The following is a 25,589-nucleotide window of genomic DNA, read 5'->3' on the forward strand; positions in this document are numbered from 1 at the left end:
TATAAAAAAATGCCCCGAATTTTTCGGGGCATTTTTTATTATGTTGTTTTGCTAAATCTCAATTTCAGTAAATGGAGTAGATAAAACATAATTGGAACTATTACCAATGTTAAGAATGTGGCAAAAATTAATCCATAGATTACTGTTTTCGCTAATGGTCCCCAGAAAATTACATTGTCCCCACCAATATAAACATTAGGGTTGTAATCAATAAATAATCCGAAGAAATCAATGTTTAATCCAATGGCCAATGGAATTAATCCCAAAACTGTTGTAATTGCAGTTAACAATACGGGTCTTAACCTTGAACGACCACCTTCAACAATAACTTCAAAATATTGTTCTTTTGTTAATCTGGCGGTTTCTACTAAACCTAACTCATGTTTCTTTCTATCAATGAGTAGTTGAGTATAATCTATCAGTACAATTCCGTTGTTTACTACAATTCCAGCTAATGAGATAATTCCCATCATCGTCATAATAATCACAAAATCATTTCTAAAAATTACTAACCCAAGGAAAACACCAATAAAACTTAGCAATACCGTAAACATAATAATTACAGGTTTTGAAATGGAGTTGAACTGCGCCACCATAATTAAAATGATTCCTCCCATTGCAATTAACAAAGCATTGAATAAGAAAGAAGAGTTTTTCTCTTGTTCTTCCTGTTCGCCTGTAAATGAAAAAGTTGTGTTTTTTGGCATTTTATACGTTGCCATTTCTTTTTTCAAACTCGTTACTATTTCGTTGCCATTATAGCCGTCTAAAACATTAGAATAAACAGTAATTATTCGTTTTAAATTTTTCCTTTTAATGGTGTTAAATGAAGAAGTGTTGTTTCGCTCTACCAAAGCAGAAATAGGAACTTGTTGCAAACGACCAGTTGCTTGATCTCTAAAGGTTACAGGCTGATTGAAAATAGCATTGTTATCGTTTTTTTGTTCTTCGTTAAAACGTACGTTAATTTCAAAATCGTCACCTTTACCATCTTTATAGGTAGAGACTTTTTCACCATAAATAGAACGACGCAGAGTTTGTCCCACTTGAGCAGTTGAAACACCCAATTCACCAGCCACTTTTCTGTCTACTTTTACTTCAACTCCCGGTTTTGATTTGTTTACGTCTAATTTTAATTCTTCAATTCCACCAATGTTTTTACTGTTGATGAAATCCTTGATTTTTTCAGCTTCTACCAGCATGTTATTGTAGTTTTCACCTGAAATTTCAATGTTAATAGGATAACCCGATGGTGGACCGTTTTGGTCTTTTTCTACAATAATAGAAACACCAGGGTAGCCTTTTACCACTTCACGAATTTCATTCATCAATTGGCTACTTTTAACATCGCGTCTAAATTTGAATTCACGCATGGAAAGTGTGATTTTTCCTCTGTGCGGCATTTCGTTTTGTGAACCACCATCTGTTTGTGGATTGCCAGCGCCTTCACCCACTTGAGCCACTGCTGATTCTACCATATAATTGAAATCACCATCACTATATTTTTTAGCAGCAGCATACACTTTTTTCTCAATTTCTTTAGTGAATGCATTGGTTTTTTCAATATCGGTTCCTTCTGGAAATTCAATGTAAGTGATAATCTGATTCGGTTGATTTTCTGGAAAGAATAATACTTTGGGTTGGGCAATTCCTACCAATACAATGGAAAAAATTAATAAACCAAAAGTCCCCACTAAGAATAGTATTGGTTTTTTACCAGATAAAGCAAAAGTTAGAAACTGTTTGTATTTGTTTTCTAATTTCACTAATACAACTTCCATGAAATATTTCTGCGCTTTGGAAAGGAAATATTTATACACCCATAACATAATAGCAAAGAAAACCATTAAGTTACCAATGCCACGCAATCCGCCAGCTTTTACAACAAAACCAACGATGATAAAGAAAAGTCCGATTCCACCCAAAATACTACTTAATCGTATTACTGTTTTTCTCGACATTTCTTTTTCTTCCAATTGCATGAATTGGGAAGTAATCATGGCATTGATGATTAAGGCTACAAATAAAGAGGAAAACAACACTACAGAAAGTGTCATTGGGAAATAAATCATAAATTTACCCATGGTTCCAGGCCATAATCCTAGTGGGAAAAATGCAGCTAAAGTAGTTGCTGTAGAAGCAATAATTGGCCAAGCAATTTCTCCAATTCCTTCAATTGCGGCTTGTTTTCTAGATAAGCCCTGCGCCATTAGCGATTGTACGTTTTCTACCACTACAATTCCGTTGTCTACCAGCATTCCTAATCCCATTACTAAGGCAAAAAGCACCATAGTATTCAAAGTTACTCCAAACGAAGACAAAATAATGTACGACATAAACATCGACATTGGAATAGCTAAACCAACGAATAATGCACTTCTAAAACCTAAGAAAAACATCAATACACCAATTACCAATAAAACTCCAAAAATGATATTATTTACCAAATCATCTACTTGATTAATAGTTCTAGAGGATTGATCGTTAGCCATCGAAATATTTAAGCTAGAAGGGAAATAATTATCTTGTGCTTCTTTGACGATTGCTTTGATGCTTTCGGTAGCTTCAATCATGTTTTTTCCACTTCGCTTTTTGATGTCTAGCATTACAACTGTATTGCCATATTCTCTAGCAAAAGTGGTAGCTTCTTTGGGTTGAAATTTAATTTCAGCAATGTCTTTTAAATAAACAACACCATTTTCTTTTTTTACCACCACATTTTCTAATTCTGATGGGTCTTCAATTTCTCCAACAACGCGAATATTCTTTTTAATACCACTATTAACTACATTTCCGCCTGAAATCGTAGTGTTTTCAGAAGAAACCGCTGCAATGATATTATCGAAACTTACTTGAGCTGCCGTCATTTTGTAAATATCAACAGCAATTTCTACTTCTTTTTCTTGCGCTCCACGAATGGCAGCTTCTTTAATTTGTGGCAAACGCTCAATTTTATCTTCTAGATATTCAGCGTATTCTTTCAATTTTTCCAATGGCATATCGCCAGAAAGATTGATGTTTAAAATCGGCTGTTCTTCAGCAATGTTTAAGTCGAATACGTTGGGTTCTACTTTTGCTCCACCAGGAAGCGTAGGCCAATTGGTTTCTGATTTTACCAAATCAACTTTATCTTTTACTTTTTGTTTGGCTGCATCAACGGTAACATCTTCGTCAAATTCTACCAAAATCATCGAGTAATCTTGTAGCGTATTGGAAGTAATTTTGGTTACTCCAGAAATATTATTGAATTCCTCTTCTAGAGGTTTGGTAATTAATTTTTCAACATCTTCAGCCGCATTTCCTGGATTAATTGAACTTACATAAATTTTGGTTTCAATAATTTCCGGGAAAGCTTCTCTTGGCATGGAATAATAGGATAGTAATCCGCCCAATAAAATAATGGCAGTAATTACATAAACCGTCATTTTGTTGTTGATGGCCCATGTGGATATACCGAAATTCTTAATGATTTTATTGCTCATATTTTTGTTTCCTTAGGTTGCTTATTTTTTTACTACTTCAACGGCATCGCCATCTTGAACGCTTCTTGCTCCTTCAATAATTACGACATCGCCATTGGCTAATCCTTCTAACACTTCAATATTAGCACCAGAAGTTAAGCCTGTTTTTATTGCTTTTTTCACTGCAACTGCTTTTTTCGACTGACTGTTGATAGTGTACACAATTTTTTCACCCGAAGCATTTTCAGTTACAATGCTTTCTGGAATTAAAACAGCATTCGCTTTGGTATAATCTGCAATTTTAAGAACGGCCACTTGATTTGGACGTAATAAATTATCCTGATTTGGAACTGCAATTTCGATACTGAAGTTTCTGTTGTTTGGATTGATATAGTTCCCCACTTGACGTACTTTTCCTGTTACCGTTTTTCCAATAGATTTGATGAAAACTTCTACTGAAGCACCATTTTTAATTTTTCCAATGAAATTCTCAGGAATGTTTGCCGCAACATACATATTGGATAAATTCACAATTCGCATTAACGGTTGACCTGGTGCTACTACTTGACCTTTTTCTGTAATTACTTCATCAATAACGCCGCTAAATGGCGCTCTAACAATTGTTTTTGCTAGTTGCGCTTTCATTTGAGCAACCGCTTTTAATTGCGCTTCATAATTCGTTTTAGCTTGTAAATACTGAATTTCTGAACCGATTTTTTGATTCCAAAGGTTTTGTTGTCTTTCGAAAGTAGTTTTAGCTAAAGCGGCTTGGGTTTCCATTTGCGCTAATTGGTTACTTAAACCACCATCGTCAATTCTAGTTAATAATTGGCCTTTGGTTACTTTTTGTCCAGAAGTGACTAAAACTTGTGTCAATGTTCCTGAAAACTCTGGGTAAATAATCACATTTTCTTTAGTTTCAACATTTCCTTGAATGTCGATATAATGAGTGAATACCGTATCTTTTATAGTAGTTGTGGTAACCAATGCTACTCTTTTTACTGTATCTAATTCTGATAAGGCCGCGTCAATTTGTGCTAATTGTGCTCCAATGACGTCGTATTCTTTTTGAATAGCAATTCTAGCTTCTTTCAATTTATTGATGTCTTTTGCAGCAATAGCTTTTTCAATTGAAGCTGTTTTTTTATCACCACCACAAGAAATTAAAAATCCTGTTATAAGTAGCATTGCGAATATTTTTTTCATTTTGAAATGGAATTATTTTTGGTTACTAATTTTATCTAAAGTTGCTTTTTTACTGATTACTTCAATCATGGCTTGCAAATGATCTTGTTGTGCAGCATACAATTGACGTTGTGCTTCGGTGAATTCAAAACTGGATGAAATTCCTTCTTTGAATTTGATTTGTTGTTTGTTTTCAATGCGTTCGGCTAAACGTAAATTTTCTTTAGCTACTGCATATTGCTCCACACTATATTCATAATCGGTTTTTGATTTTTCAAATTCTAGTAAGAGTTTTTGTTCGGTTTCTTTGAGTTGGGTTTTCGCTTGTTCGTAAGCTATTTTTGCTTGTTGCGTTCTTGCGGTTCTTCCTAAACTGCTGAAGATCGGAATGTTTAATCCTACACTAATGTTAGAGAAATTAAACCAATTTTGGTCTCTTTCCAAAAAAGAAAACGTATTACTAAATGAGTTGTATCCAAAATTTGCAGTGGCAGACAATGAAGGAAGCGCTTTACTTTTTTCTAATTTCAATAACAGACGAGAAGCTTCTTCGTTATTTAGTCCAATTTTATAATCAATAGTATTGGTTACTGTAAAATCGAAATTACTATTTAAAACAATGTTTTCAGAGGCCAATTGATCTAAATTATCTTTTAAAATCACCTCTTCGTCCATGTCGATTCCTAAAACCAATTTTAGCATTTTTAGCGCAATAATTTCTCTTTTTTGCGCATTGGAAAGCATGCTTTTGATTTGGCTAAACGTAATTTGAAGTTGTTCTACATTCTCTTCTTCAATTAAACCATTTTTGAAGGTTTCTTCTGTTTCAAAAAGTGTTTTCTCTAACGATTTTTTGTTGCTTTCCAATACTTTTACGCTTTCTCTTGCTAATAATACATTGCCGTAAGCGTTGATTACAATTTCTCTGATTTCCAAATCGGTTTTTTCTTTGGCGTTTTGAGAAATTTGTAAATAGACTTTTGCCGATTGTAATCCTACTAAGTATGAACCATCAAAAAGTAATTGACTCAAAGAAGCGTTTGCTACCATATTGTGCTTTACACCAAATTCCACTTCTTGAAATTCACCTGGGTTTCCTCCAAAAAATTCAGCTGGAACAACTGATTTCTGGATAACTAAGTTGTTTTGGTAGTTAATGTTACTGTTAATTTGTGGTAGACCAATGGTGGTTGTTTCCCATTTTTTCTTTTTGGCAGCCTCAATATCTCTTGAGGAATTAATTGCTGCATAATTGTTTTCCAATGCGTGCGCAATAGCTTCTTTCAGTGTGAAGTTGTAAGATTTCTTCGTTTCTTGTGCCATTCCTATGTTAAATAGTACTAAGACTAGGAGAATTAATTTACGTTTCATTAATAAATAATTTGTGTCTTTAATTGTTTTTCTAATTCTACGATTCCTGCCAATGTTGCCATGGCTCTAATATGGTATTCCAATGCTTTTAATTCTAATTCTTGAGCTTCAATTTCTAAAGCCGTATTTTCATTGATATTGAAGATTAAGGTGTAATAAAATTTTACATAATTGTCTACATCTAAATTCTTGCGATACAAGCCTTCTTTCATGCCTTTTAAGATGTTGTCTTTGAAACATTTGATGCAAACCTCGATTTGTAAACCTAATACTTTGTTGTAAATCTCTGGATAATGTTTTTTCAATTGATAAATAGGAGAAGTTTCTGAACTCTTAAACATTTCTTTGAACATGCGTTTGATTTCAAAATTTTCTTCAATGGCGTTTAAATCTTGTGCTACAATTTTATCGATGGTTTCATTGATTTCAATATGAGCTAGTTTTATACTTTCCTCTATTAAAATGTCTTTATTAGAAAAATACTTGTAGATGGTTTTCTTTGATATACACATTTCGCAAGCAATATCATCCATAGTGATACTCTTGAAACCTAATCTTAAAAACATTTCTTTAGCTTTGGCAATAATTTTCTCTTTCATAATTTCATTCAAAATTCAGGCGCAAATGTATGATGGAAACTTTTAACACCAAAATAGTTTCCAAAGTTTTTACGAAAATTTAACATTTGACTAATTTTGGCAATACACAATATTTGGAGTATTTTAGCCAAAAATTAAATTTCATGCATCCTATTGCCTATTATCAGGAATTATTAGCGAATCATTTTTCGACTATTGCTACACAAAAACAGCCTAAAAACTTATACGAACCTATTGCTTATATTTTGGCATTGGGAGGAAAAAGAATGCGTCCTGTTTTAACGCTAATGGCAACAGAAGTTTTTAATGTGGATGCAAAAAAAGCCATTCCAGCAGCTACTGCAGTTGAGGTTTTTCATAATTTTTCGTTGATTCATGATGATATAATGGACGATGCACCACTAAGAAGAGGCAATCAAACCGTTCATGAAAAATGGGATTTAAACACCGGAATTTTATCAGGCGATGCGATGCTAATTTTAGCTTACCAATATTTTGAAAACTACGAACCAAATATTTTCCAAAAATTAGCCAAATTATTCAGCAAAACCGCTTTAGAAGTTTGTGAAGGCCAACAATACGATGTGGATTTTGAAACTCGTGATGATGTTACGATTCCCGAATACCTGAAAATGATTGAATACAAAACTGCTGTTTTAGTGGGTGCCGCTATGAAAATGGGCGCCATTGTAGCGGAAACTTCGGAAGAAAATGCGAATTTAATTTATGATTTTGGACTAAATTTAGGAATTGCCTTCCAATTACAAGATGATTTTCTAGATGCTTTTGGAAACCCAGAGACTTTTGGAAAGCAAGTTGGTGGCGACATCATCGAAAACAAAAAAACCTATTTGTATTTGAAAGCCATGGAATTTGCTAACGAAGAAGATAAACAACAATTGTTGCATTTGTTTTCGATTCAACCTTCAGATAATACTAATAAAATTGAATCAGTAAAAACCATTTTTGATTCCTCTGGAGCTAGTGAAGCGACTAAAGCTGCTATCAAAGACTTTACATTCAAAGCATTTGAAACCTTAGAAAAAATGGACATCGATTCAGAAAAGAAAGCTATTTTGAAAGCTTTTGGAGAGAATCTAATGGGAAGAAACGTGTAATCAAGTGCAATGACAAAATCAAGTTCAAATTTTATGAAAAAAAATCAAAAAACAATAATGAGTTTAATAATTTTATTTCTATTTACTTCTTGTTCAAAGTTTGAGCTTCATAATATTAATGAATTTGATATTGATGAATCTTCATCGAAAAAAAGATTTCCTATTGAGTTAGTTTGTACACACGGTGGAGAGAATTTGAAAAACGACAAAGAATATTATTATCAAACTATAGCAGTAATTAAAGATACAAAAGACACAATTACAATTTTATCAGAAGATATTTTACTGTTTGATAAAATGGATGTTAATCAATTAGAATTCATTTCAGTTTATTCTGAAGATAAATCCGATATGATTCTATTTGAGTTAAGAAATGGAGGTAAAGGAAGAGAATTAAAAAATATTAATGACCTTGAAATCCAGCCATATAAAAGATTAGAAAAAGTTGCATTTAATAAAAAATTCAGCCAATTCGATGGAAGAAAATATCAAGCAACGATTGGTTTAATTGTACAATCCCAAAATAATTAGGAAATAATGTATCAATCACCAGCAAATATTGATGCCTTAATTTCGCAAGCCGAAGAAGAACATTTGTACTTCAAACTCATTGAGCAAGTGAATAAAGATTTTGCTTTGGCGAATGAACCTTTGGATGTTCCAGCTAGTATTCTTCCGTTTGAGTTTAAAAATTTGGTACAAGAAAAAATTTATAAACTTATTCAGCATAAATTCGCCGAATATTTGAATTTACTTTACATTATTGATGTTCCTGAAGAGCAAATTAAAAAATTGGATGGTTCCGATTTGGTAGAATTATCAGAACAAGTCACATTTTTAGTTATGAAACGCGAATGGCAAAAGGTTTGGTTTCGTAATAACTATTAAAAAAATATTCTCACGAAAGGCATCAATGCATCCACATACATATAATCGCGATCTTTGTGTAAAACATTGTATCGCAGTCCAATAGTTATATTTTCATTTCTATATCCAGCTCCAACAAACAAAGCGGTATTCCAAAAATCTCTAGTTGCCGTGCCATTAATAGTTTCAAATCTTGAATTTACACGAAGTTGCTCCAGTTCAGTTGAAATTTGAATTTCTCTAATAGGATGAAACAAGCCAATAACGCTTCCGCCATACATATTTGAAGTAAAGATATCACGCTGTCTTACATAGCTATATTGCGCACCTAAACCAGCTGCAAAATAGTCGTTGAAATTATAAATTGCACTTGGTGCAATGGCAACATCAGCATAACCATTTCCAAAACCTAAACCAAGTCCACCACCAAATTGAACGCGCTCCCAAAAATCACTTTTTGTTTTCATTTCTTGGTTTTCTTGTGCAAAAACTACAATACTCGAACCAAATAAAAACACAAAAGTTAGCAAAACTGTTAAATTTATTGCGAAATTCTTTTTCATAAAACCTTTTTCAAAAAATTAATGTTATAAAAGTATAAAAATCTTTGAAAGATTATTATAAAATGTCTTACTTTTGCAAAGATTTTTAACCAAAACGTCATTTTTAGACACAACTATGGATAGGTTTTCCTTTTTAAACGCTGCACACACGGCTTTTTTTGCCGATTTATACGAACAATATACAACAAACCCGGATAGTGTTGAACCCAGTTGGAGAAGTTTCTTTCAAGGATTCGATTTTGCACAAGCCAATTACGGAACTGATGAAGTGGCTTACCAAGTTGCCAACATTGCTTCAGGAAATACTACCGTTCAGGTTTCTGAAAAAACACAAAAAGAGTTCAATGTTCTTAAGTTAATTGAAGGCTACAGAACTAGAGGTCATTTATTCACAAAAACCAATCCCGTTCGCGATAGAAGAACGTATGCTCCTGATTTGGCAATCGAGAATTTCGGTTTGTCTCAAGCGGATTTGAATACCGTTTTTGATGCAGCTAAAATGGTGAACATGCAACCAAGTACTTTGGCTGATATCATCAAGCATTTGGAAAGTGTGTATTGCCAATCTATTGGTGTTGAATACATGTATATTCGAGAACCAAAAGTATTGGAATGGATTAAAAACCGTTTAGATGTAAACGATAACCAACCTAAATTTTCTGCTGACGAAAAGAAACATATTCTTGGGAAATTAAACGAAGCAATTTCCTTTGAAACTTTTTTACATACCAAATATGTAGGTCAAAAACGTTTCTCATTGGAAGGTTGTGAATCGGCTATTCCGGCTTTGGATGCTTTAGTAGAAGCTGCTGCGGATAGAGGCGTGGAGCAATTTGTAATGGGAATGGCACACCGTGGTCGTTTGAACGTTTTGGCTAATATTTTTGGTAAAAACACCCAAAATATTTTCTCTGAATTTGACGGAAAAGATTACGATGATGATCACCATTTTGATGGTGACGTGAAATACCACTTAGGTTTAACTTCGGATAGAGTTACCGATTCTGGAAAGAAAATTAATTTAAATTTAGCGCCAAATCCATCGCATTTGGAAACGGTTGGTGCTGTAATCGAAGGAATTGCAAGAGCAAAACAAGATCGTTTGTATCCAAATGATTTTTCTAAAGTATTGCCAATTGCTGTTCACGGAGACGCAGCCGTAGCCGGACAAGGAATTGTGTATGAAATTATCCAAATGGCAAATTTGGACGCTTATAAAACGGGAGGAACGATTCATTTAGTAATCAATAACCAAGTTGGATTTACTACCAATTATTTAGATGCTAGAACTTCAACGTATTGTACTGATATTGCAAAGGTTACCTTATCGCCAGTGCTTCACGTAAATGCGGATGATGTAGAAGCAGTGGTTCATGCGATGATTTTTGCATTGGATTATAGAATGGAATTTGGTGGTGATGTTTTCATCGATTTATTAGGATATAGAAAATACGGTCACAATGAAGGTGATGAGCCTCGTTTTACCCAACCAAAATTATATAAGTTAATTTCAAAGCATAAAAATTCAAGAGAATTATATGCTGAAAAATTAAAGCAAGAAGGTATTATTGATGCCGCTTATGTAAAAGAATTAGAAGAAAAATACAAAGCCAAATTAGACGAAAACTTAGAAGAATCTCGTAAAAAAGATTTAACCGTAATCACGCCGTTCATGCAAAACGAATGGGAAGGTTTCGAGCAAGTTTCAGATGATAAAATGCTTCAAAAATACGACACTACTTTCGATGCGAAACAATTAGAAAGTATTGCCAAAACCTTAACGGAACTTCCATCGGATAAAAAATTCATCAGTAAAATTACCAAACTAATTAACGATAGAAAAAATATGTTTTTCGAATCGGATAAAATGGATTGGGCAATGGGTGAATTGTTGGCTTACGGTTCGTTGTTAACAGAAGGTTACGATGTTCGTATGTCGGGACAAGATGTGGAACGTGGTACATTCTCGCACCGTCATGCTGTGGTAAAAGTAGAAGATTCGGAAGAAGAAGTAGTACTTTTAAATCACATTGAAAACAAAAAAGGGAATTTCTACATCTACAATTCACATTTATCGGAATACGGAGTGGTAGGTTTTGAATACGGTTATGCTTTAGCATCGCCAAATACATTAACGATTTGGGAAGCGCAATTTGGAGATTTCTCTAACGGAGCTCAAATCATGATTGACCAATACATTTCAGCAGGTGAAGACAAATGGAACAACCAAAACGGATTGGTAATGTTGTTGCCTCACGGTTATGAAAACCAAGGAGCCGAACATTCATCAGCTCGTATGGAGCGTTTCCTACAATTGTGTGCTAAACATAATATGTATATAGCAGATGTAACAACGCCTGCAAACTTCTTCCACTTGATGAGAAGACAAATGAAAACCAATTTCCGTAAACCGTTGATTGTATTTTCACCTAAGAGTTTGTTGCGTCATCCATTAGCGGTTTCTTCTGCTAGTGATTTTGCCAATGGTCAATTCCAAGAAATTTTAGACGATCCAAATACAACAGATAAAAAAGCAATTAAAACGTTGGTTTTCTGTACTGGAAAAGTATACTATGATATCATTGCAAAACGCGAAGAATTGGGAAGAAATGATGTGGCAGTAGTTCGTTTAGAGCAATTGTTCCCATTAGCAACTGATCAAATCAAAGCCATTATAGACAGCTATCCAAATGCAGATGATTATGTTTGGGCACAAGAAGAACCAAAAAACATGGGAGCTTACAGTTATATGTTGATGAATTTTGATTTAGTAAAATTAAGATTAGCATCACCAAAAGCATATAGTGCACCAGCAGCAGGAAGTTATGAGCGTTCTAAAAAACGTCAAGCGAATGCCATTGCCATGGTTTTTGATAAAAATTTATTCCAATAAAATAACACAATAAACAAATAGCAGTTGAGGTTTATAAACTAGAAACTGTCAACTTTTAAACTAAAAAAATATGATTTTAGAAATGAAAGTGCCTTCTCCAGGCGAATCAATCACAGAAGTAGAAATTGCAACTTGGTTAGTGCAAGATGGTGATTATGTAGAAAAAGATCAAGCAATTGCTGAAGTAGATTCAGATAAAGCAACTTTAGAATTACCTGCAGAAGCTAGTGGAATCATTACTTTAAAAGCAGAAGAAGGTGATGCAGTAGCGGTAGGTCAAGTAGTGTGTTTAATCGATACAAGCGCAGCAAAACCAGAAGGTGGAGCAGCACCAGCTAAAGAAGAAGCAAAAGTTGAAACTCCTAAAGCAGAAGCACCAAAAGCAGCTCCAGTTGCTGAGAAAACGTATGCTACACAAGCACCATCTCCAGCAGCTAGAAAAATATTAGACGAGAAAAATATTGAACCAACAGCTATTGTTGGAACAGGAAAAGGTGGAAGAATCACTAAAGATGATGCTGTAAATGCAGTACCATCAATGGGAACTCCAACAGGAGGTAACCGCGGAACGGAAAGAACAAAGCTTTCTATGTTACGTAGAAAAGTGGCTGAGCGTTTGGTTTCTGCAAAAAACGAAACAGCGATGTTAACTACTTTCAATGAAGTAGATATGACTGCAATTTATGCGTTACGTGACCAATACAAAGAAGAGTTCAAAGCGAAACACGGTTTAGGATTAGGCTTTATGTCGTTCTTTACAAAAGCTGTAACTCGTGCGTTACAATTGTATCCAGATGTAAACTCAATGATTGATGGTCAAGAGAAAATATCTTACGATTTCTGTGATATTTCGGTTGCGGTTTCTGGTCCAAAAGGATTAATGGTTCCTGTTATGAGAAATGCAGAGACTCTATCATTTAGAGGAGTAGAAGCTGAAATCAAAAGATTAGCTATTAGAGCTCGTGACGGACAAATCACAGTTGATGAAATGACTGGTGGAACATTCACTATTTCAAACGGTGGTGTTTTCGGAAGTATGTTATCTACACCAATTATCAATCCTCCACAATCAGGTATTTTAGGAATGCACAATGTAGTAGAAAGAGCGATTGTTAAAAATGGTCAAATCGTAATTGCTCCAGTAATGTATGTTGCTTTATCATACGACCACAGAATCATCGACGGACGTGAGTCAGTTGGATTCTTAGTAGCAGTTAAAGAAGCATTAGAAAACCCAACAGAATTATTAATGGGTGGTAATGTGAAAAAAGCGTTAGAATTATAGAAATATAAATCCCAATATTTAAAATCCCAAATTCCAAATTTTTTAGGAATTTGGGATTTTTATTTTTTAGTCCAAAGCATCAATAATTGTTCTCATTTCTGCAGCAGTTACTAATTGCATTTCAGAAAGCGGAAAATTAACCACATGATTGTTAACTAATGTTTGGTTTTCTTTGATGCTATATAAGAACTTTCCATCTTGTTCGGATAAGAAAATTAAATGACAATCTAATCCAATTGGATAAACGCCGCCAATAGAACCTAATGAATTTGGTATGTTACTTGTTGCTAGAAGAATTATAGAATTTCCATGACCATAACCAACCGGAACATTAGCTGTGATTTCAGTCATTGGTAAATTATCATCCATAAAAAAATCATAATTAAACCAACCAAAGTTATTCAGTAACGCATTATAAGATTGCTCGTTGGAATTAGGGTTTAAAGTGCCATTCCATGATTCAATCATTGGTGATAATTCCCACAAAATATTTCCATTGGCATCAACCGTTCCTATAAATGGAGCCATTTCAGGCGCTGTTCCTTCAGTAAGTGCTGTTGGTACAGCTAACGACATTTCGCAAGTTAATGTTAGATTTACATTATCTTGTGTTGCATTAATATAAAATTCACCTCCAGAAATAAGTAGTTTTTTTTGCCCATTGTCAAGTCCCATTGTTAATTTATTAGTCAACAACATCGTACTTCTGTCAAAGATTTCAATAAATTCCAAATTGACTTGTCCAGTTACTGGTTGCCCGTTTTTTCTAAGGCAACTTCCGTCAATAGTTAAATAAACACCATTGTCAGAAACAAAAGTAACTAAACCAGATTCTGAATCAAATGCAAAGGTTTGTGTTTGATTAGTCATTTCAGCTTGAAATAAGCCATAAAATTTTTCCGAAGTAGTTGCTTCTAAATTGATATTATCATCAATATCATCAGTGCAAGATGTTACAAGTAATAAAACACTTAGTGCTAAATAGGTTAATCTCTTTTTCATATTAATTTGTTTTTGTTTGTTATAAGATGGAACAAAAACAAAAAGGTTGCGCTAATTTCTTACAAACAATTACCTCAAATACAAATAATGATTGTAATAATCAATAATCGCTTTTCCTTTTAACAAAATATCAGCACCAATAATTCCATCAACCGGTTTGGTTTTGTATTCGTTTAAAGCTTGATTTACGTGTTGCATATCAAAAATAACCAAGTGAAATTTATGCGTTTTCCAATGGCTTAATTGTAATAGATTGTTTTTCGAAAGTTGGGTTTCCATTCCTGTAGCTCCAGCACCAGCGGCTTTGGTTTCTGAAGTTTCTGCTATGAGTTGAAACTTTGTTATTCCTTCAAAACCTAGACAACTATTACTAGCTCCAGTATCCAAAATAAAACTTCCTTTAACACCATTAATTTTGGCAGTAATTAATAGGTGTTGGGTTTTTAACACCTTAAATTTGATTTTTTTGTATTTGTTTTTCTTTAAAAATGCTTGTAAATCTTCCATAATTCAAAAGTAAAAAATTGTTGCTTTACTTTAGTCTTAATTCTTAATACTTTCATCTTAATACTTTTTATAACTTTGCACCACAAACAACAAACAACAAACAACAAACAACAAACAACAAACAACAAACAACAAACTTGAAACCTGAAACTTTTGAACTTGAAACTTTCTTTAACCGATACCCATACCCATTTATATTCCGAAGAATTTGATGCCGACAGAAATGAAATGATGCAAAAAGCCATTCAAGCTGGCGTTACTCGATTTTTTGTACCGTCAATTGATGCTAGTTATACTCAAAAAATGTATAATTTAGAAAAGGAATATCCCGAAAATGTATTTCTAATGATGGGATTGCATCCGTGTTATGTGAAACCGGAGACTTTTGAGCAAGAGTTGATTCATGTAGAAAACGAATTGGCTTCAAAGAAGTTTTATGCCGTGGGTGAAATTGGAATTGATTTGTATTGGGATAAAACCACTTTGGATATCCAAAAAATGGCTTTCAAAAGGCAAATTCAATTGGCTAAAAAACACCGATTAGCTATCAATATTCATTGCCGTGATGCGTTTGATGAAATTTTTGAAGTTTTAGAAAGTGAAAAATCAGATGATTTATTCGGAATTTTCCATTGTTTTACTGGTGATTTTGAACAAGCAAAAAAAGCCATTTCGTTAGGAATGAAACTTGGAATTGGCGGAGTAGCTACTTTTAAGAATGGAAAAATTGACCAATTTCTAAATCAAATTGATTTGAGACACATTGTTTTAGAAACCGATTCGCCTTATTTAGCGCCTGTTCCTTATCGTGGAAAAAGAAATGAAAGCAGTTATACTTTATTGGTTGCCCAAAAATTAGCTGAGATTTATAATTTGCCATTGGAAGAAATTGCAAAAATCACAACGGAAAATTCTAAACAAATTTTCGGAATTTAATGTTTAATTAAGGAACAATTGATAAAATTTTTGTTCTTTTGTGGATTGATTCAAATAAAATATGTCAAAATTCGACTCGATTCGTCCGTATTATGATTCTGAAGTAAACGAAGCCTTAATTTCTTCGTTGCATCATCCTATGATGAAAGCGTTGATGAATTTTACCTTTCCTGAACAAGATGATGAGGTTTGGAAAGAGCAATTGAAACGAACGCATTCTATTCGCGATTTTCAGATTAATTTCGTATACCAATCCATTCAACGTGTTTTGGAGAAAAGTTCGGAAGGACTTACTACTTCAGGTTTTGAGAAATTGGAACCCAATACTTCGTATTTGTTTATTTCCAATCACCGTGATATTATTTTAGATACTTCTTTGTTGAACGTCTCTTTGTTTGATCATGGATTGGTTATGACAGCTTCTGCTATTGGGGATAATTTGGTAAAGAAAGATTTTTTACTCAAGCTTTCTAAATTAAATAGGAATTTTTTGGTACAAAGAGGTTTGTCGCCAAGAGAATTGCTACAAAGTTCCAAATTGATGTCGGAATATATGTATCATTTGCTTTCCAAAGAAAATCGCTCAGTTTGGATTGCCCAACGCGAAGGCAGAACCAAAGACGGAAACGATGCCACACATCAAGGCGTTTTGAAAATGGTTGCTATGGCGTCAGATGAGAAAAATTGTATGGATTATTTTAGGAAATTAAAAGTAGTCCCAGTTTCTATTTCTTACGAATATGATCCAACAGATGCTTTAAAAATGCCGCAATTAATGGCATTAGCAAATGATGAAGTGTATATCAAAGAGAAAAACGAAGATTTTATAACGTTATTGAGCGGAATTATTGGTCAGAAAAAACGAATTCACATTCATATTGGTGATGTTTTAGAAAAGGAATACGATGCAATAATCGCTGAAACCAACAATTCTAATAAACAAATTCAGGCATTGGCACAAGTTATTGATGATTCTATTTTGCAATCCTATAAATTATGGCCAACAAATTATATTGCTTACGATATTTTAAATAATTCGGAACGATTTTCCAGCTACTATTCGGATAAAGAAAAACAATTGTTTGAACGCCGACTAGAACTTAAAATTGATGCAGAGAATGAAGTGCTTCGTGAAGGATTTTTAGCCATGTATGCCAATCCAGTAGTGAATAAAATGAAATATGAAAATGCCAGTTTCTAAACCTAAAATATTACTTATTTATACAGGTGGAACCATTGGAATGGTCAAGGATTTTGAGTCGGGCGCTCTTAAAGCATTTAATTTTAAAAAATTACTGAATAATATTCCTGAACTTAAGCTTTTGTCTTGCGAAATTGATACGGTTTCTTTTAAAAAACCAATTGATTCTTCTAATATGAGTATTGCTAATTGGCAAGCAATGGCAACAATTATTCAAGAAAATTACACCAAATTTGATGGTTTTGTGGTGCTTCATGGCTCAGATACGATGTCTTATAGTGCATCTGCATTGAGCTTTATGTTGGAAAATTTATCAAAACCTGTAATTTTTACTGGTTCACAATTGCCAATTGGTGATTTGAGAACCGATGCCAAAGAAAATTTAATTACCGCAATTCAAATCGCTTCTTTACAAGAAAAGGGGAAACCAATTATTAAAGAAGTTGGCTTGTATTTTGAATATAAATTGTACCGAGGAAATAGAACTACTAAAATTAGCGCCGAACATTTCAATGCGTTTGCTTCTCCAAATTTTCCTGAATTAGCAGAATCTGGTGTACATCTTAAAGTCAATAAAGACTTGTTGTTACGTTTGGAATCGTCAAAAAAGCTTAAAGTAAATCTGGATTTTGATGATAATGTTTTGGTATTGAAGTTGTTTCCAGGAATTACAGAAGCTGTTTTGTCAACTGTTTTAGCTATTCCAAATTTAAAAGGAATTGTTCTTGAAACCTATGGCTCAGGAAATGCACCTTCAGAAAAATGGTTTGTAAATACTTTAGAGAAGGCAATAAATAAAGATATTCACGTTATAAATGTAACACAATGTAGTGGAGGAAGTGTGGCAATGGGGAAATACGAGACGAGTACGGAGTTGAAAAATATTGGCGTAATTTCAGGTTCTGATATTACTACAGAAGGAGCGATTACCAAATTAATGTACCTTTTGGGGCAAAAAGTTTCTAAAAATGTGTTCAAAACCATTTTCGAAACGCCCATTAGAGGTGAAATGTCATAAAAAAATAACAATATAAATTTTTATACGTGATATTTTTTGCGTTATTTAGCGCCTTAATTTACGATTAAAAAGTCGTTAGAGAGGTGGCCGAGTGGTCGAAGGCGCACGCCTGGAAAGTGTGTTCCCGACAAAATCGGGACGAGGGTTCGAATCCCTTCCTCTCTGCTGATAATTTAATTTTATATTTTAATAAATAATTTTATACCTTTAACCCAATTAACTAATTAAATTTTAAGAACAAAAGCGATGAAAAGATTATTTTCTATTTTAGCAATCACAGGGCTTATGACTTTTGGAAGTGTACAAGCTCAAGAAACTGAGGCTGATACTACAGCAGCTGCAACTGAACAAGTTCAAGAAGAAGCTCCGGCAGAAGAAATGGCAGTTGTAGAAACTGACGATGCTTCAGAAGCAAATGCTACATTTACTCAAGAATTAAAGAAGAGATTTATTGAAGGTGGACCTGGTTTCATGGGTATCGTATTAATCTGTTTGATCTTAGGTTTGGCTATTGCAATCGAAAGAATTATTTACTTAAATCTTTCAACAACGAATACAAAAAAATTAATTAACGAAGTAGAAGATTCTTTGAAATCTGGTGGTATTGAGGCAGCTAAAGAAGTTTGTAGAAATACAGCAGGACCAGTTGCATCTATTTTCTATCAAGGCTTAGATAGACATTCTCACGGAATTGAGTCTGCTGAGAAAGCGGTTGTAGCTTACGGTGGTGTTCAAATGGGACAATTAGAGAAAAACGTATCTTGGATTTCTTTATTTATTGCATTAGCACCGATGTTAGGATTCATGGGAACGGTAATTGGTATGATCCAAGCGTTTGACCAAATTGAGTCTGCAGGATCTATGGAGCCATCATTAGTAGCTGGAGGTATTAAAGTAGCGTTATTAACAACGGTATTTGGTCTTATCGTAGCTATTATTCTTCAAGTTTTCTACAACTATATCATTGCTAAAATTGATTCTATCGTTAATGATATGGAAGATGCTTCAATTAGCTTGATTGATATTTTATCTGATTACAAAAAATAATAACCTACAAATAACAGTATTGTTATGAATTTACATAAAATAGTAAAATTTGCTGCTTTAGCTATTGGTATTCTTAGTATGGTCTTCCTAGGAGGCATATTGGCTACTGATGAAAAAGACAGCGCATGGATTTCACCATTAATACTTGTAGCTTATGTAATTTTATTTGCGTGTATTGCGATTGTTTTAATATACGTATTTAAAAACTTATTTGCTAAACAAGAAACATTAAAGAAAACACTTATGTCAATAGGTATGTTTTTAGGAGTTGTATTGTTAGCGTTTATCTTAGCAGACAGCTCTGATGTTAAAGCAGGTGGAGAAATAGTTTCAGGAACAACATCTAAATTGGTAAGTACTGGTCTTAATACTTTTTACTTTTTAGCATTAATTGCTATTGGTACAATGGCTTGGACAGGATTAACAAAATTTAAAAAATAATTATGGCAAAAAGAGAAGCACCAGAGGTAAATGCCGGTTCTATGGCGGATATTGCTTTCCTGCTTTTGATCTTTTTCTTGGTTACTACTACCATAGGAGTTGATCAAGGGATTAACAGACTTTTGCCTAGATATGAAGAAAATCCGCCTCCACCACCAATTAACGAAAGAAACATTTTGAGAGTTTTGGTAAACAAAGACAATCAATTGTTAGTTAATGAGCAGGTAATGGAGCTTAAAGATTTGAGAGTAGCTGCGATTGAATTTCTTGAAAATAATGGTACTGGCCAATGTGCTTACTGTCAAGGAAAAGGAAATCCAAAATCATCTGATAGTCCAGATGATGCGGTAATCTCATTGATGAATGACGGACAAACCACTTATGAAACGTATATTGCGGTTCAAAATGAGTTGGTTGCAGCTTATTACTTCTTAAGAGATAGAGAATGTAAAAAGCGCTACGGTGTTACTTTCAGAGAAATGGAATATGTGTACAATGATCCGGCTTCTAAAGCTAGAGAAGGATTAATTGACGATTTAAAACCAAAAGTGGAAAAAATCCAACAACTATTCCCAATGCGTCTTTCTGAAGCAGAACCTAAAAAGAACTTTTAACCCTTTAAATTTTAGAAACTATGTCTAAGTTTAAAAAGAAAAAATCTGGTGGAACGCCAGGGATTTCTACAGCATCATTACCTGATATTGTATTTATGCTTTTGTTCTTCTTTATGACTGCTACTACAATGAAAGATAGTGATTTGAAAATTGAAAATACACTACCAAAAGCGAATCAAACCGCTAAATTGCACAAAAAGCAATACGTAATGTATATTTACGCAGGAAAACCAAGTGAGCGCTACAGAGCCTCATTAGGAGCTTCTGATCGTATTCAATTATCAGATAAAATTTCTACTGTGAATGACATTAGAAATTTTGTTATCTCAGAAAGAGCATCAAGAAATTCTGAAGATGAAAAATATCTTACTGCTTCCTTAAAAATTGACAAAAATGTTAAGATGGGATTGGTACAAGATATTAAACAAGAATTACGTAAAGTAGATCAATTAAAAGTGAATTACACTACATCACAAGGAAGTGTTGTAGAGTAATAAACTCATTATATTTTTAAAAAAAAGGTACGTTTGGCGTACCTTTTTTTGTTATTTTTATAAAAATATTAAAATGAAGTTTTGTTTCTCATTTATTCTAGTGTTGATTTGTACTCTTGGCTTAAGTCAAGAGCGAAATGCTACTACTGCTGTTGATTCGCTTTTTCGCGAAGATCAATTTTATTTTTCTGTTTCATATAATTTGTTGCAAAACCGTCCGAAAGGATTTAAACAATACTCTTTTTCACCTGCTTTAACAGCTGGATTTCTTCGAGATTTTCCAATTAGTAAAAACAGACATTGGTCAATCGCTCCAGGAATTGGTTATGCGTATAACGATGCCAAACAGCTTATTAGTGAGAAAGATTTATTAGGAACAGGTTCATCAACAGATATTATCCGAACTCGAGTAATTTTTCATCAAATAGAGTTTCCTATAGAATTTAGATGGCGTAATGCAACTCCTGATAGTCATAAGTTTTGGCGTGTTTATGGCGGATTTAAAGCAAGTTATGTTTTTAGTGGCCAACTTATTTTAGAAGATGCTTCTTCAAGAGAAAAAGTCGATATTACAGAAGAGTTAACCAAATGGCAGTTTGGAGCATATATAGCCGCAGGTTATAATACTTGGAATCCTTATATTTATTATGGTTTGGATCCTATTTTTAAAAATGGTTCAAAATTAAGTTCGTTTAATGTTGGTTTGAAATTTTATATTCTATAGCCAAACAACCCAAAGAAGCAGCTGCGGAGTGATTCCAATAATAGAACCAGTTACTAATTCAATTGGTGTGTGCGATTTCATATAAAGTCGCGAAGAGCCAACCAATCCCATACAAACAATAGAAAGTGCTAGTGTGTTTACGAAAGGCAATTCGAAATGCACACATAGAAAGTAAATGAAGGTTGTTAACGCACTTATGCCAATCATGTGTAAACTTGCCTTATGTTTTATTAAAGTAGCAAGTAAAGCCAAAAGCGCACTTATTAAACCTCCTAAGAAATAGAAATATAATTCTGGAATGTAATCCAAAGAAACACTAAATTTTAATAAAATAAAGAGAAGTAAGGCTTGTATTGCAATTGGAAGTCGTCTCTCCTTGATAGTAGCTTCTGTGAAGGATTTTACTATTCCAACGGATACCAATAAGAAGAATAAGGCTAATGGTAAAAACAAGGTAAGAATACTAACTTGAATTAACGTTAAATAAATCGTTGTTAATTCATAAGTAAAATTTTGATCTATCAAGAAATAAAAAAGCGTGCCATATAACGAAACAAATATCGGATGGAAAATATAGGAGAATGCTGGTAAGACTTTTACTAATTTCATTCGTTTTTTAAGCTATATTTTCTTGCGTAATCGCGCTACTGGAATATCAAGTTGTTCTCTGTATTTTGCAATGGTTCTTCGTGCAATTGGATATCCTTTCTCTTTTAAAATTTCAGCCAATTTATCATCAGGTAATGGTTTTCTTTTGTCTTCTTCACCAATTACCGTTTGTAATATCTTTTTAATTTCCAAAGTAGAAACGTCTTCACCTTGGTCATTTTTCATTGACTCACTGAAAAATTCTTTAATCAATTTTGTACCGTATGGTGTATCTACATATTTGCTATTAGCCACACGTGAAACTGTTGAAATATCAAGACCAACCATATCGGCAATATCTTTCAAAATCATGGGGCGCATTTTAGTTTCGTCACCATCTAAGAAAAATTCACTTTGGTAGTGCATAATAGCATTCATGGTAACGTAAAGCGTTTCTTGACGCTGTCTAATAGCATCAATAAACCATTTTGCAGCATCTAGTTTTTGTTTGATGAATTGTACAGCATCTTTTTGTGAACTACTTTTTTCATTTGCCACTTTATAGCTTTGTAGCATTTCTTGGTAATCCTTAGAAACATGCAATTCAGGAGCATTTCTTCCGTTTAGTGATAATTCCAATTCACCATCAACAATTCGTATGGTAAAATCAGGAACTACGTGTTCGGTTGGTTTTTGGTTACCATCGTAAGAACCTCCGGGTTTTGGATTTAATTTTTCAATTTCATCAATTGCTTTTCTAAGTTGTTCTTTACTAACGTCAAATTTTTGCAATAATTTATCGTAATGTTTCTTAGTAAAAGCTTCAAATTGATCTTTAATTATTTCAATAGCCAAATCAATACTATCACTTGGCGTTTTGTGTTTTAGCTGTAACAACAAACATTCTTGTAAATCGCGAGCGCCTACACCAGCAGGTTCTAACTCTTGTACAACATGAAGTATTTTCTCAATCGTTTTTTCGTCTGTATAAATACCTTGAGTAAAAGCCATATCGTCTACAATGTCTTGCAAACTTCTTCTGATGTAGCCCGTGTCATCAATACTACCAACTAAATATTCAGCAATTTCACGTTCTTCGTCACTTAAAATAAAAGTGTTTAATTGATTGATTAAATCTTGATGAAATGTTACAGTAGCAGCAAATGGCATGCTTTTGTCTTCGTCATCATCACTGTAATTGTTTGTTTGGTATTTATAATCGGGTGTTTCGTCGTTACTTAAATATTCGTCAATATTGATGTCTTCGGTGTTGATTTGTTCGTTATCGTAGTCATCATATTCGTCATTTACATTATCTTCAAACTCATCGTAATTTTCAACCTCTTCCTTTCCGCTTTCTAAAGCTGGATTTTCAACTAATTCTTCTTGTAAACGTTGCTCAAAAGCTTGCGTAGGCAATTGAATCAACTTCATCAATTGGATTTGCTGAGGCGATAATTTTTGCGATAATTTGAATTGTAAACTGTGTTTTAACATAATAAGGCACTATTTTTACTTTTGCCACAAAGACGCAAAGGCGCAAAGTTTTTTATTTCTTTTCTTTGCCACGAAGGCACTAAGGCACGAAGTTCTTTTATTGAAAAAAATATAGAAAAGGTTAAAATTAAAACTTTCTCTTTGTGGCTTAGCGTATTTGTGGCTACTTTTTTGTATTAATAAATCTTTTTATACCATTTTTAATTAGTGGGACATTAAAATTAATTAAAAATCCCAATTCATTGTCAGTTAGTTTTAAATGACTTATGATTTGAGCATTCCAAACTGGATTTACAATATCAACTGCTTTAACTTCAATTATAATTGAATTTTCAACAATAATATCTAATCTAAGATGTTCTTTTAAAGTCACTCCATCATAAACTATTGGAACATCAACTTGACGATTTACTTCAAGACCTGCTTTTGCTATTTCGTAAACTAAACAAGCTTCATAAACTTTTTCTAATAAACCTGGACCTAATTCTTTATGAACTTTAAATGCTGAATTAACAACTATTTTAGCTATTTCTTCTAATTTTTGATTTGGCATATATCTATTTTTCTTGGTGTTAAATACTAATTTTGGCTTATATGTAGAGTTTCAAGAGGCGGTTTTTTTAAAATCTTTGCGCCTTTGTGTCTTCGTGGCAAATAAATTGCGACTTAAAACTCTGCGTTCATTGGTGTTCTTGGGAAAGGAATTACATCTCTAATATTTCCCATTCCCGTTACAAATAGTACCAAACGCTCAAAACCTAATCCGAAACCGGAGTGAACGGCTGTTCCAAAACGTCTAGTGTCTAAATACCACCATAATTCTTCTTCTTCAATCCCAATGGCTTTCATTTTCTCAATCAATACATCCAAACGTTCTTCTCTTTGCGAACCACCCACTATTTCTCCAATTCCTGGGAATAGGATATCCATCGCGCGAACGGTTTCTTTTCCTGGTTCTGTGTTGTCATTCAAACGCATGTAAAACGCTTTGATTTTAGCTGGATAATCAAATAAAATTACCGGACATTTGAAATGTTTTTCTACCAAAAAGCGTTCGTGCTCACTTTGTAAATCAGCACCCCATTCGTTGATTAAGTAATTGAATTTTTTCTTTTTATTTGGTGTTGAATCTCTTAAAATATCAATAGCTTCCGTATAAGAAACGCGTTTAAAATTATTTTCCATAACGAAATTCAATTTCTCTAACAAATTCATTTCGCTTCGTTCCGCTTGTGGTTTTGCTTTTTCTTCTTCCAATAAACGACCTTCTAAGAATTTCAAATCTTCTCCACATTTATCAACCGTATATTTGATTACATATTTGATAAAATCTTCTGCCAAATCCATATTGGCATCCAAATCATTGAAAGCTACTTCTGGTTCAATCATCCAAAACTCAGCCAAGTGACGCGATGTATTGGAATTCTCCGCACGGAATGTAGGTCCAAATGTATACACTTTACCTAATCCCATAGCGAATGTTTCCGCTTCTAATTGTCCAGAAACCGTTAAATTAGTTTCCTTGCCAAAGAAATCTTCTTTGAAATTTACTTTTCCGTCTTCTGTTCTTGGTGTGTTATCGAAAGGTAAAGCCGTTACGCGGAACATTTCTCCAGCACCTTCAGCATCTGAACCAGTGATAATTGGTGTATTTACGTAGAAAAATCCGTTTTCTTGAAAATATTGATGTACAGCAAATGCTAAAGTGGAACGCACACGCATAATCGCACTAAAAGCATTGGTTCTAACACGTAAATGTGCATTTTCTCTCAAAAATTCTAACGAGTGTTTTTTAGGTTGCATCGGATACTTTTCCGCATCACTATCTCCTAATATTTCAATTTTTGAAACTTGAATTTCTACATTTTGACCTTTTCCTTGACTTTCTTGTAAAGTTCCAGTAACACAAACAGCAGCACCAGTGGTGATTCGTTTTAAAGTGGTTTCTGGTGTGTTCTCAAAGTCAACAACACATTGAATGTTTTGAAGCGTTGAACCGTCATTTAAAGCAATGAATTGGTTGTTTCTAAAAGTTCTAACCCAACCTTTAGCCGTAACTTCTTGTAATGTTTTCGTGTTGTTTAAAAGATCTTTAACTGATGTATGTTTCATTTCGTTACAATTTGTAATAAATATACGATTTTTATAATTTCTAAGCAATTATGCTTTTTTGTTTTT

Annotated in this window: 24 protein-coding genes and 1 tRNA gene; 14 read left to right on the top strand and 11 right to left on the bottom strand. The window is 33.5% G+C overall.

What is annotated here, in order from left to right; genetic code table 11:
- Positions 1–38: 38 nt before the first annotated feature.
- From DPN68_RS01165 to DPN68_RS01180, 4 genes are read right to left on the bottom strand one after another with little or no spacing between them, the layout of a single operon-like run.
- Entirely contained in the window at positions 39–3,482 is a 3,444-nt protein-coding gene (locus tag DPN68_RS01165; protein ID WP_113987749.1) for an efflux RND transporter permease subunit, read from the bottom strand.
- Between the two features lie 21 nt (positions 3,483–3,503).
- The gene (locus DPN68_RS01170) at positions 3,504–4,667 is read right to left on the bottom strand and encodes an efflux RND transporter periplasmic adaptor subunit (protein ID WP_113987750.1); all 1,164 of its coding nucleotides are present in this window, start codon (positions 4,665–4,667) and stop codon (positions 3,504–3,506) included.
- Between the two features lie 12 nt (positions 4,668–4,679).
- Entirely contained in the window at positions 4,680–6,017 is a 1,338-nt protein-coding gene (locus tag DPN68_RS01175; RefSeq protein ID WP_113987751.1) for a TolC family protein, read from the bottom strand.
- Positions 6,017–6,616, bottom strand: coding sequence for a TetR/AcrR family transcriptional regulator (locus DPN68_RS01180; RefSeq protein ID WP_113987752.1), 600 nt, complete (start codon positions 6,614–6,616; stop codon positions 6,017–6,019). The genes DPN68_RS01175 and DPN68_RS01180 overlap by 1 nt, the downstream gene beginning before the upstream one ends.
- 143 nt (positions 6,617–6,759) lie before the next feature.
- Here DPN68_RS01180 and DPN68_RS01185 point away from each other — a divergent pair, with 143 nt between their 5' ends.
- Genes DPN68_RS01185 through DPN68_RS01195 form a run of 3 tightly spaced genes read left to right on the top strand, consistent with a single transcriptional unit; the run spans position 6,760 to position 8,622 of the window.
- Positions 6,760–7,734: a polyprenyl synthetase family protein gene (locus DPN68_RS01185; RefSeq protein WP_113987753.1), complete on the top strand. Its 975-nt coding sequence runs from the start codon at positions 6,760–6,762 to the stop codon at positions 7,732–7,734.
- Between the two features lie 33 nt (positions 7,735–7,767).
- Positions 7,768–8,265 (top strand): hypothetical protein, encoded by a 498-nt coding sequence (locus DPN68_RS01190; RefSeq protein WP_133256547.1) that lies wholly within the window; start codon positions 7,768–7,770, stop codon positions 8,263–8,265.
- A gap of 6 nt (positions 8,266–8,271) precedes the next feature.
- Positions 8,272–8,622, top strand: coding sequence for a hypothetical protein (locus DPN68_RS01195; RefSeq protein ID WP_113987755.1), 351 nt, complete (start codon positions 8,272–8,274; stop codon positions 8,620–8,622).
- Here DPN68_RS01195 and DPN68_RS01200 read toward each other — a convergent pair.
- A complete protein-coding gene (locus DPN68_RS01200; protein ID WP_113987756.1) occupies positions 8,619–9,164 on the bottom strand; it encodes a hypothetical protein in 546 nt (181 codons plus the stop codon). The two genes, DPN68_RS01195 and DPN68_RS01200, sit on opposite strands and share 4 nt — an antisense overlap.
- A 115-nt stretch (positions 9,165–9,279) precedes the next feature.
- On the opposite strand from DPN68_RS01200, the gene DPN68_RS01205 reads away from it, so the two are divergent.
- Positions 9,280–12,057: a 2-oxoglutarate dehydrogenase E1 component gene (locus tag DPN68_RS01205; RefSeq protein WP_113987860.1), complete on the top strand. Its 2,778-nt coding sequence runs from the start codon at positions 9,280–9,282 to the stop codon at positions 12,055–12,057.
- A gap of 70 nt (positions 12,058–12,127) precedes the next feature.
- Positions 12,128–13,342: a 2-oxoglutarate dehydrogenase complex dihydrolipoyllysine-residue succinyltransferase gene (gene odhB / locus DPN68_RS01210; protein ID WP_113987757.1), complete on the top strand. Its 1,215-nt coding sequence runs from the start codon at positions 12,128–12,130 to the stop codon at positions 13,340–13,342.
- A 66-nt stretch (positions 13,343–13,408) separates the two neighbouring features.
- Here the strand turns inward: odhB and DPN68_RS01215 are convergent, their stop codons facing one another.
- Both DPN68_RS01215 and DPN68_RS01220 read right to left on the bottom strand, forming a co-directional pair.
- Entirely contained in the window at positions 13,409–14,344 is a 936-nt protein-coding gene (locus DPN68_RS01215; protein WP_113987758.1) for a hypothetical protein, read from the bottom strand.
- 69 nt (positions 14,345–14,413) lie between these two features.
- Positions 14,414–14,851, bottom strand: a complete 438-nt coding sequence (locus DPN68_RS01220) for a retropepsin-like aspartic protease (protein WP_113987759.1) — start codon at positions 14,849–14,851, stop codon at positions 14,414–14,416.
- A 159-nt stretch (positions 14,852–15,010) separates the two neighbouring features.
- Here DPN68_RS01220 and DPN68_RS01225 point away from each other — a divergent pair, with 159 nt between their 5' ends.
- The 9 genes from DPN68_RS01225 to DPN68_RS01265 all read left to right on the top strand — a co-directional run bounded on the left by DPN68_RS01225 (position 15,011) and on the right by DPN68_RS01265 (position 21,326).
- A complete protein-coding gene (locus tag DPN68_RS01225; RefSeq protein WP_113987760.1) occupies positions 15,011–15,787 on the top strand; it encodes a TatD family hydrolase in 777 nt (258 codons plus the stop codon).
- A 61-nt stretch (positions 15,788–15,848) separates the two neighbouring features.
- Positions 15,849–16,988 carry a 1-acyl-sn-glycerol-3-phosphate acyltransferase gene (locus DPN68_RS01230; protein ID WP_113987761.1) on the top strand — a complete coding sequence of 380 codons (1,140 nt, stop codon included), beginning with the start codon at positions 15,849–15,851 and terminating at the stop codon, positions 16,986–16,988.
- Positions 16,975–18,006 carry an asparaginase gene (locus DPN68_RS01235; protein WP_113987861.1) on the top strand — a complete coding sequence of 344 codons (1,032 nt, stop codon included), beginning with the start codon at positions 16,975–16,977 and terminating at the stop codon, positions 18,004–18,006. The genes DPN68_RS01230 and DPN68_RS01235 overlap by 14 nt, the downstream gene beginning before the upstream one ends.
- Positions 18,007–18,083: 77 nt before the next feature.
- A tRNA-Ser gene (locus DPN68_RS01240) sits at positions 18,084–18,171 on the top strand.
- An 81-nt stretch (positions 18,172–18,252) separates the two neighbouring features.
- On the top strand, positions 18,253–19,053 hold the full coding sequence (locus DPN68_RS01245) for a MotA/TolQ/ExbB proton channel family protein (protein ID WP_113987762.1): 801 nt from the start codon (positions 18,253–18,255) through the stop codon (positions 19,051–19,053).
- A 24-nt stretch (positions 19,054–19,077) separates the two neighbouring features.
- Positions 19,078–19,494, top strand: a complete 417-nt coding sequence (locus DPN68_RS01250) for a hypothetical protein (protein WP_113987763.1) — start codon at positions 19,078–19,080, stop codon at positions 19,492–19,494.
- Between the two features lie 2 nt (positions 19,495–19,496).
- Positions 19,497–20,108, top strand: a complete 612-nt coding sequence (locus DPN68_RS01255) for an ExbD/TolR family protein (RefSeq protein ID WP_113987764.1) — start codon at positions 19,497–19,499, stop codon at positions 20,106–20,108.
- Between the two features lie 20 nt (positions 20,109–20,128).
- Positions 20,129–20,602 carry an ExbD/TolR family protein gene (locus tag DPN68_RS01260; protein ID WP_113987765.1) on the top strand — a complete coding sequence of 158 codons (474 nt, stop codon included), beginning with the start codon at positions 20,129–20,131 and terminating at the stop codon, positions 20,600–20,602.
- A 73-nt stretch (positions 20,603–20,675) separates the two neighbouring features.
- Positions 20,676–21,326: a porin family protein gene (locus DPN68_RS01265; RefSeq protein WP_113987766.1), complete on the top strand. Its 651-nt coding sequence runs from the start codon at positions 20,676–20,678 to the stop codon at positions 21,324–21,326.
- Here DPN68_RS01265 and DPN68_RS01270 read toward each other — a convergent pair.
- From DPN68_RS01270 to asnS, 4 genes are all read right to left on the bottom strand, one after another.
- Positions 21,321–21,935: a hypothetical protein gene (locus tag DPN68_RS01270; protein WP_133256548.1), complete on the bottom strand. Its 615-nt coding sequence runs from the start codon at positions 21,933–21,935 to the stop codon at positions 21,321–21,323. The two genes, DPN68_RS01265 and DPN68_RS01270, sit on opposite strands and share 6 nt — an antisense overlap.
- 12 nt (positions 21,936–21,947) lie before the next feature.
- Positions 21,948–23,411: an RNA polymerase factor sigma-54 gene (gene rpoN / locus DPN68_RS01275; RefSeq protein ID WP_113987768.1), complete on the bottom strand. Its 1,464-nt coding sequence runs from the start codon at positions 23,409–23,411 to the stop codon at positions 21,948–21,950.
- Positions 23,412–23,574: 163 nt separating this feature from the next.
- Positions 23,575–23,964, bottom strand: a complete 390-nt coding sequence (locus DPN68_RS01280; RefSeq protein ID WP_113987769.1) for a GxxExxY protein — start codon at positions 23,962–23,964, stop codon at positions 23,575–23,577.
- 113 nt (positions 23,965–24,077) lie between these two features.
- Positions 24,078–25,523 carry an asparagine--tRNA ligase gene (asnS, locus tag DPN68_RS01285; RefSeq protein WP_113987770.1) on the bottom strand — a complete coding sequence of 482 codons (1,446 nt, stop codon included), beginning with the start codon at positions 25,521–25,523 and terminating at the stop codon, positions 24,078–24,080.
- Positions 25,524–25,589: the final 66 nt, after the last annotated feature.

This window comes from Flavobacterium tibetense (genome assembly GCF_003293845.1).
GTDB lineage: Bacteria > Bacteroidota > Bacteroidia > Flavobacteriales > Flavobacteriaceae > Flavobacterium > Flavobacterium tibetense.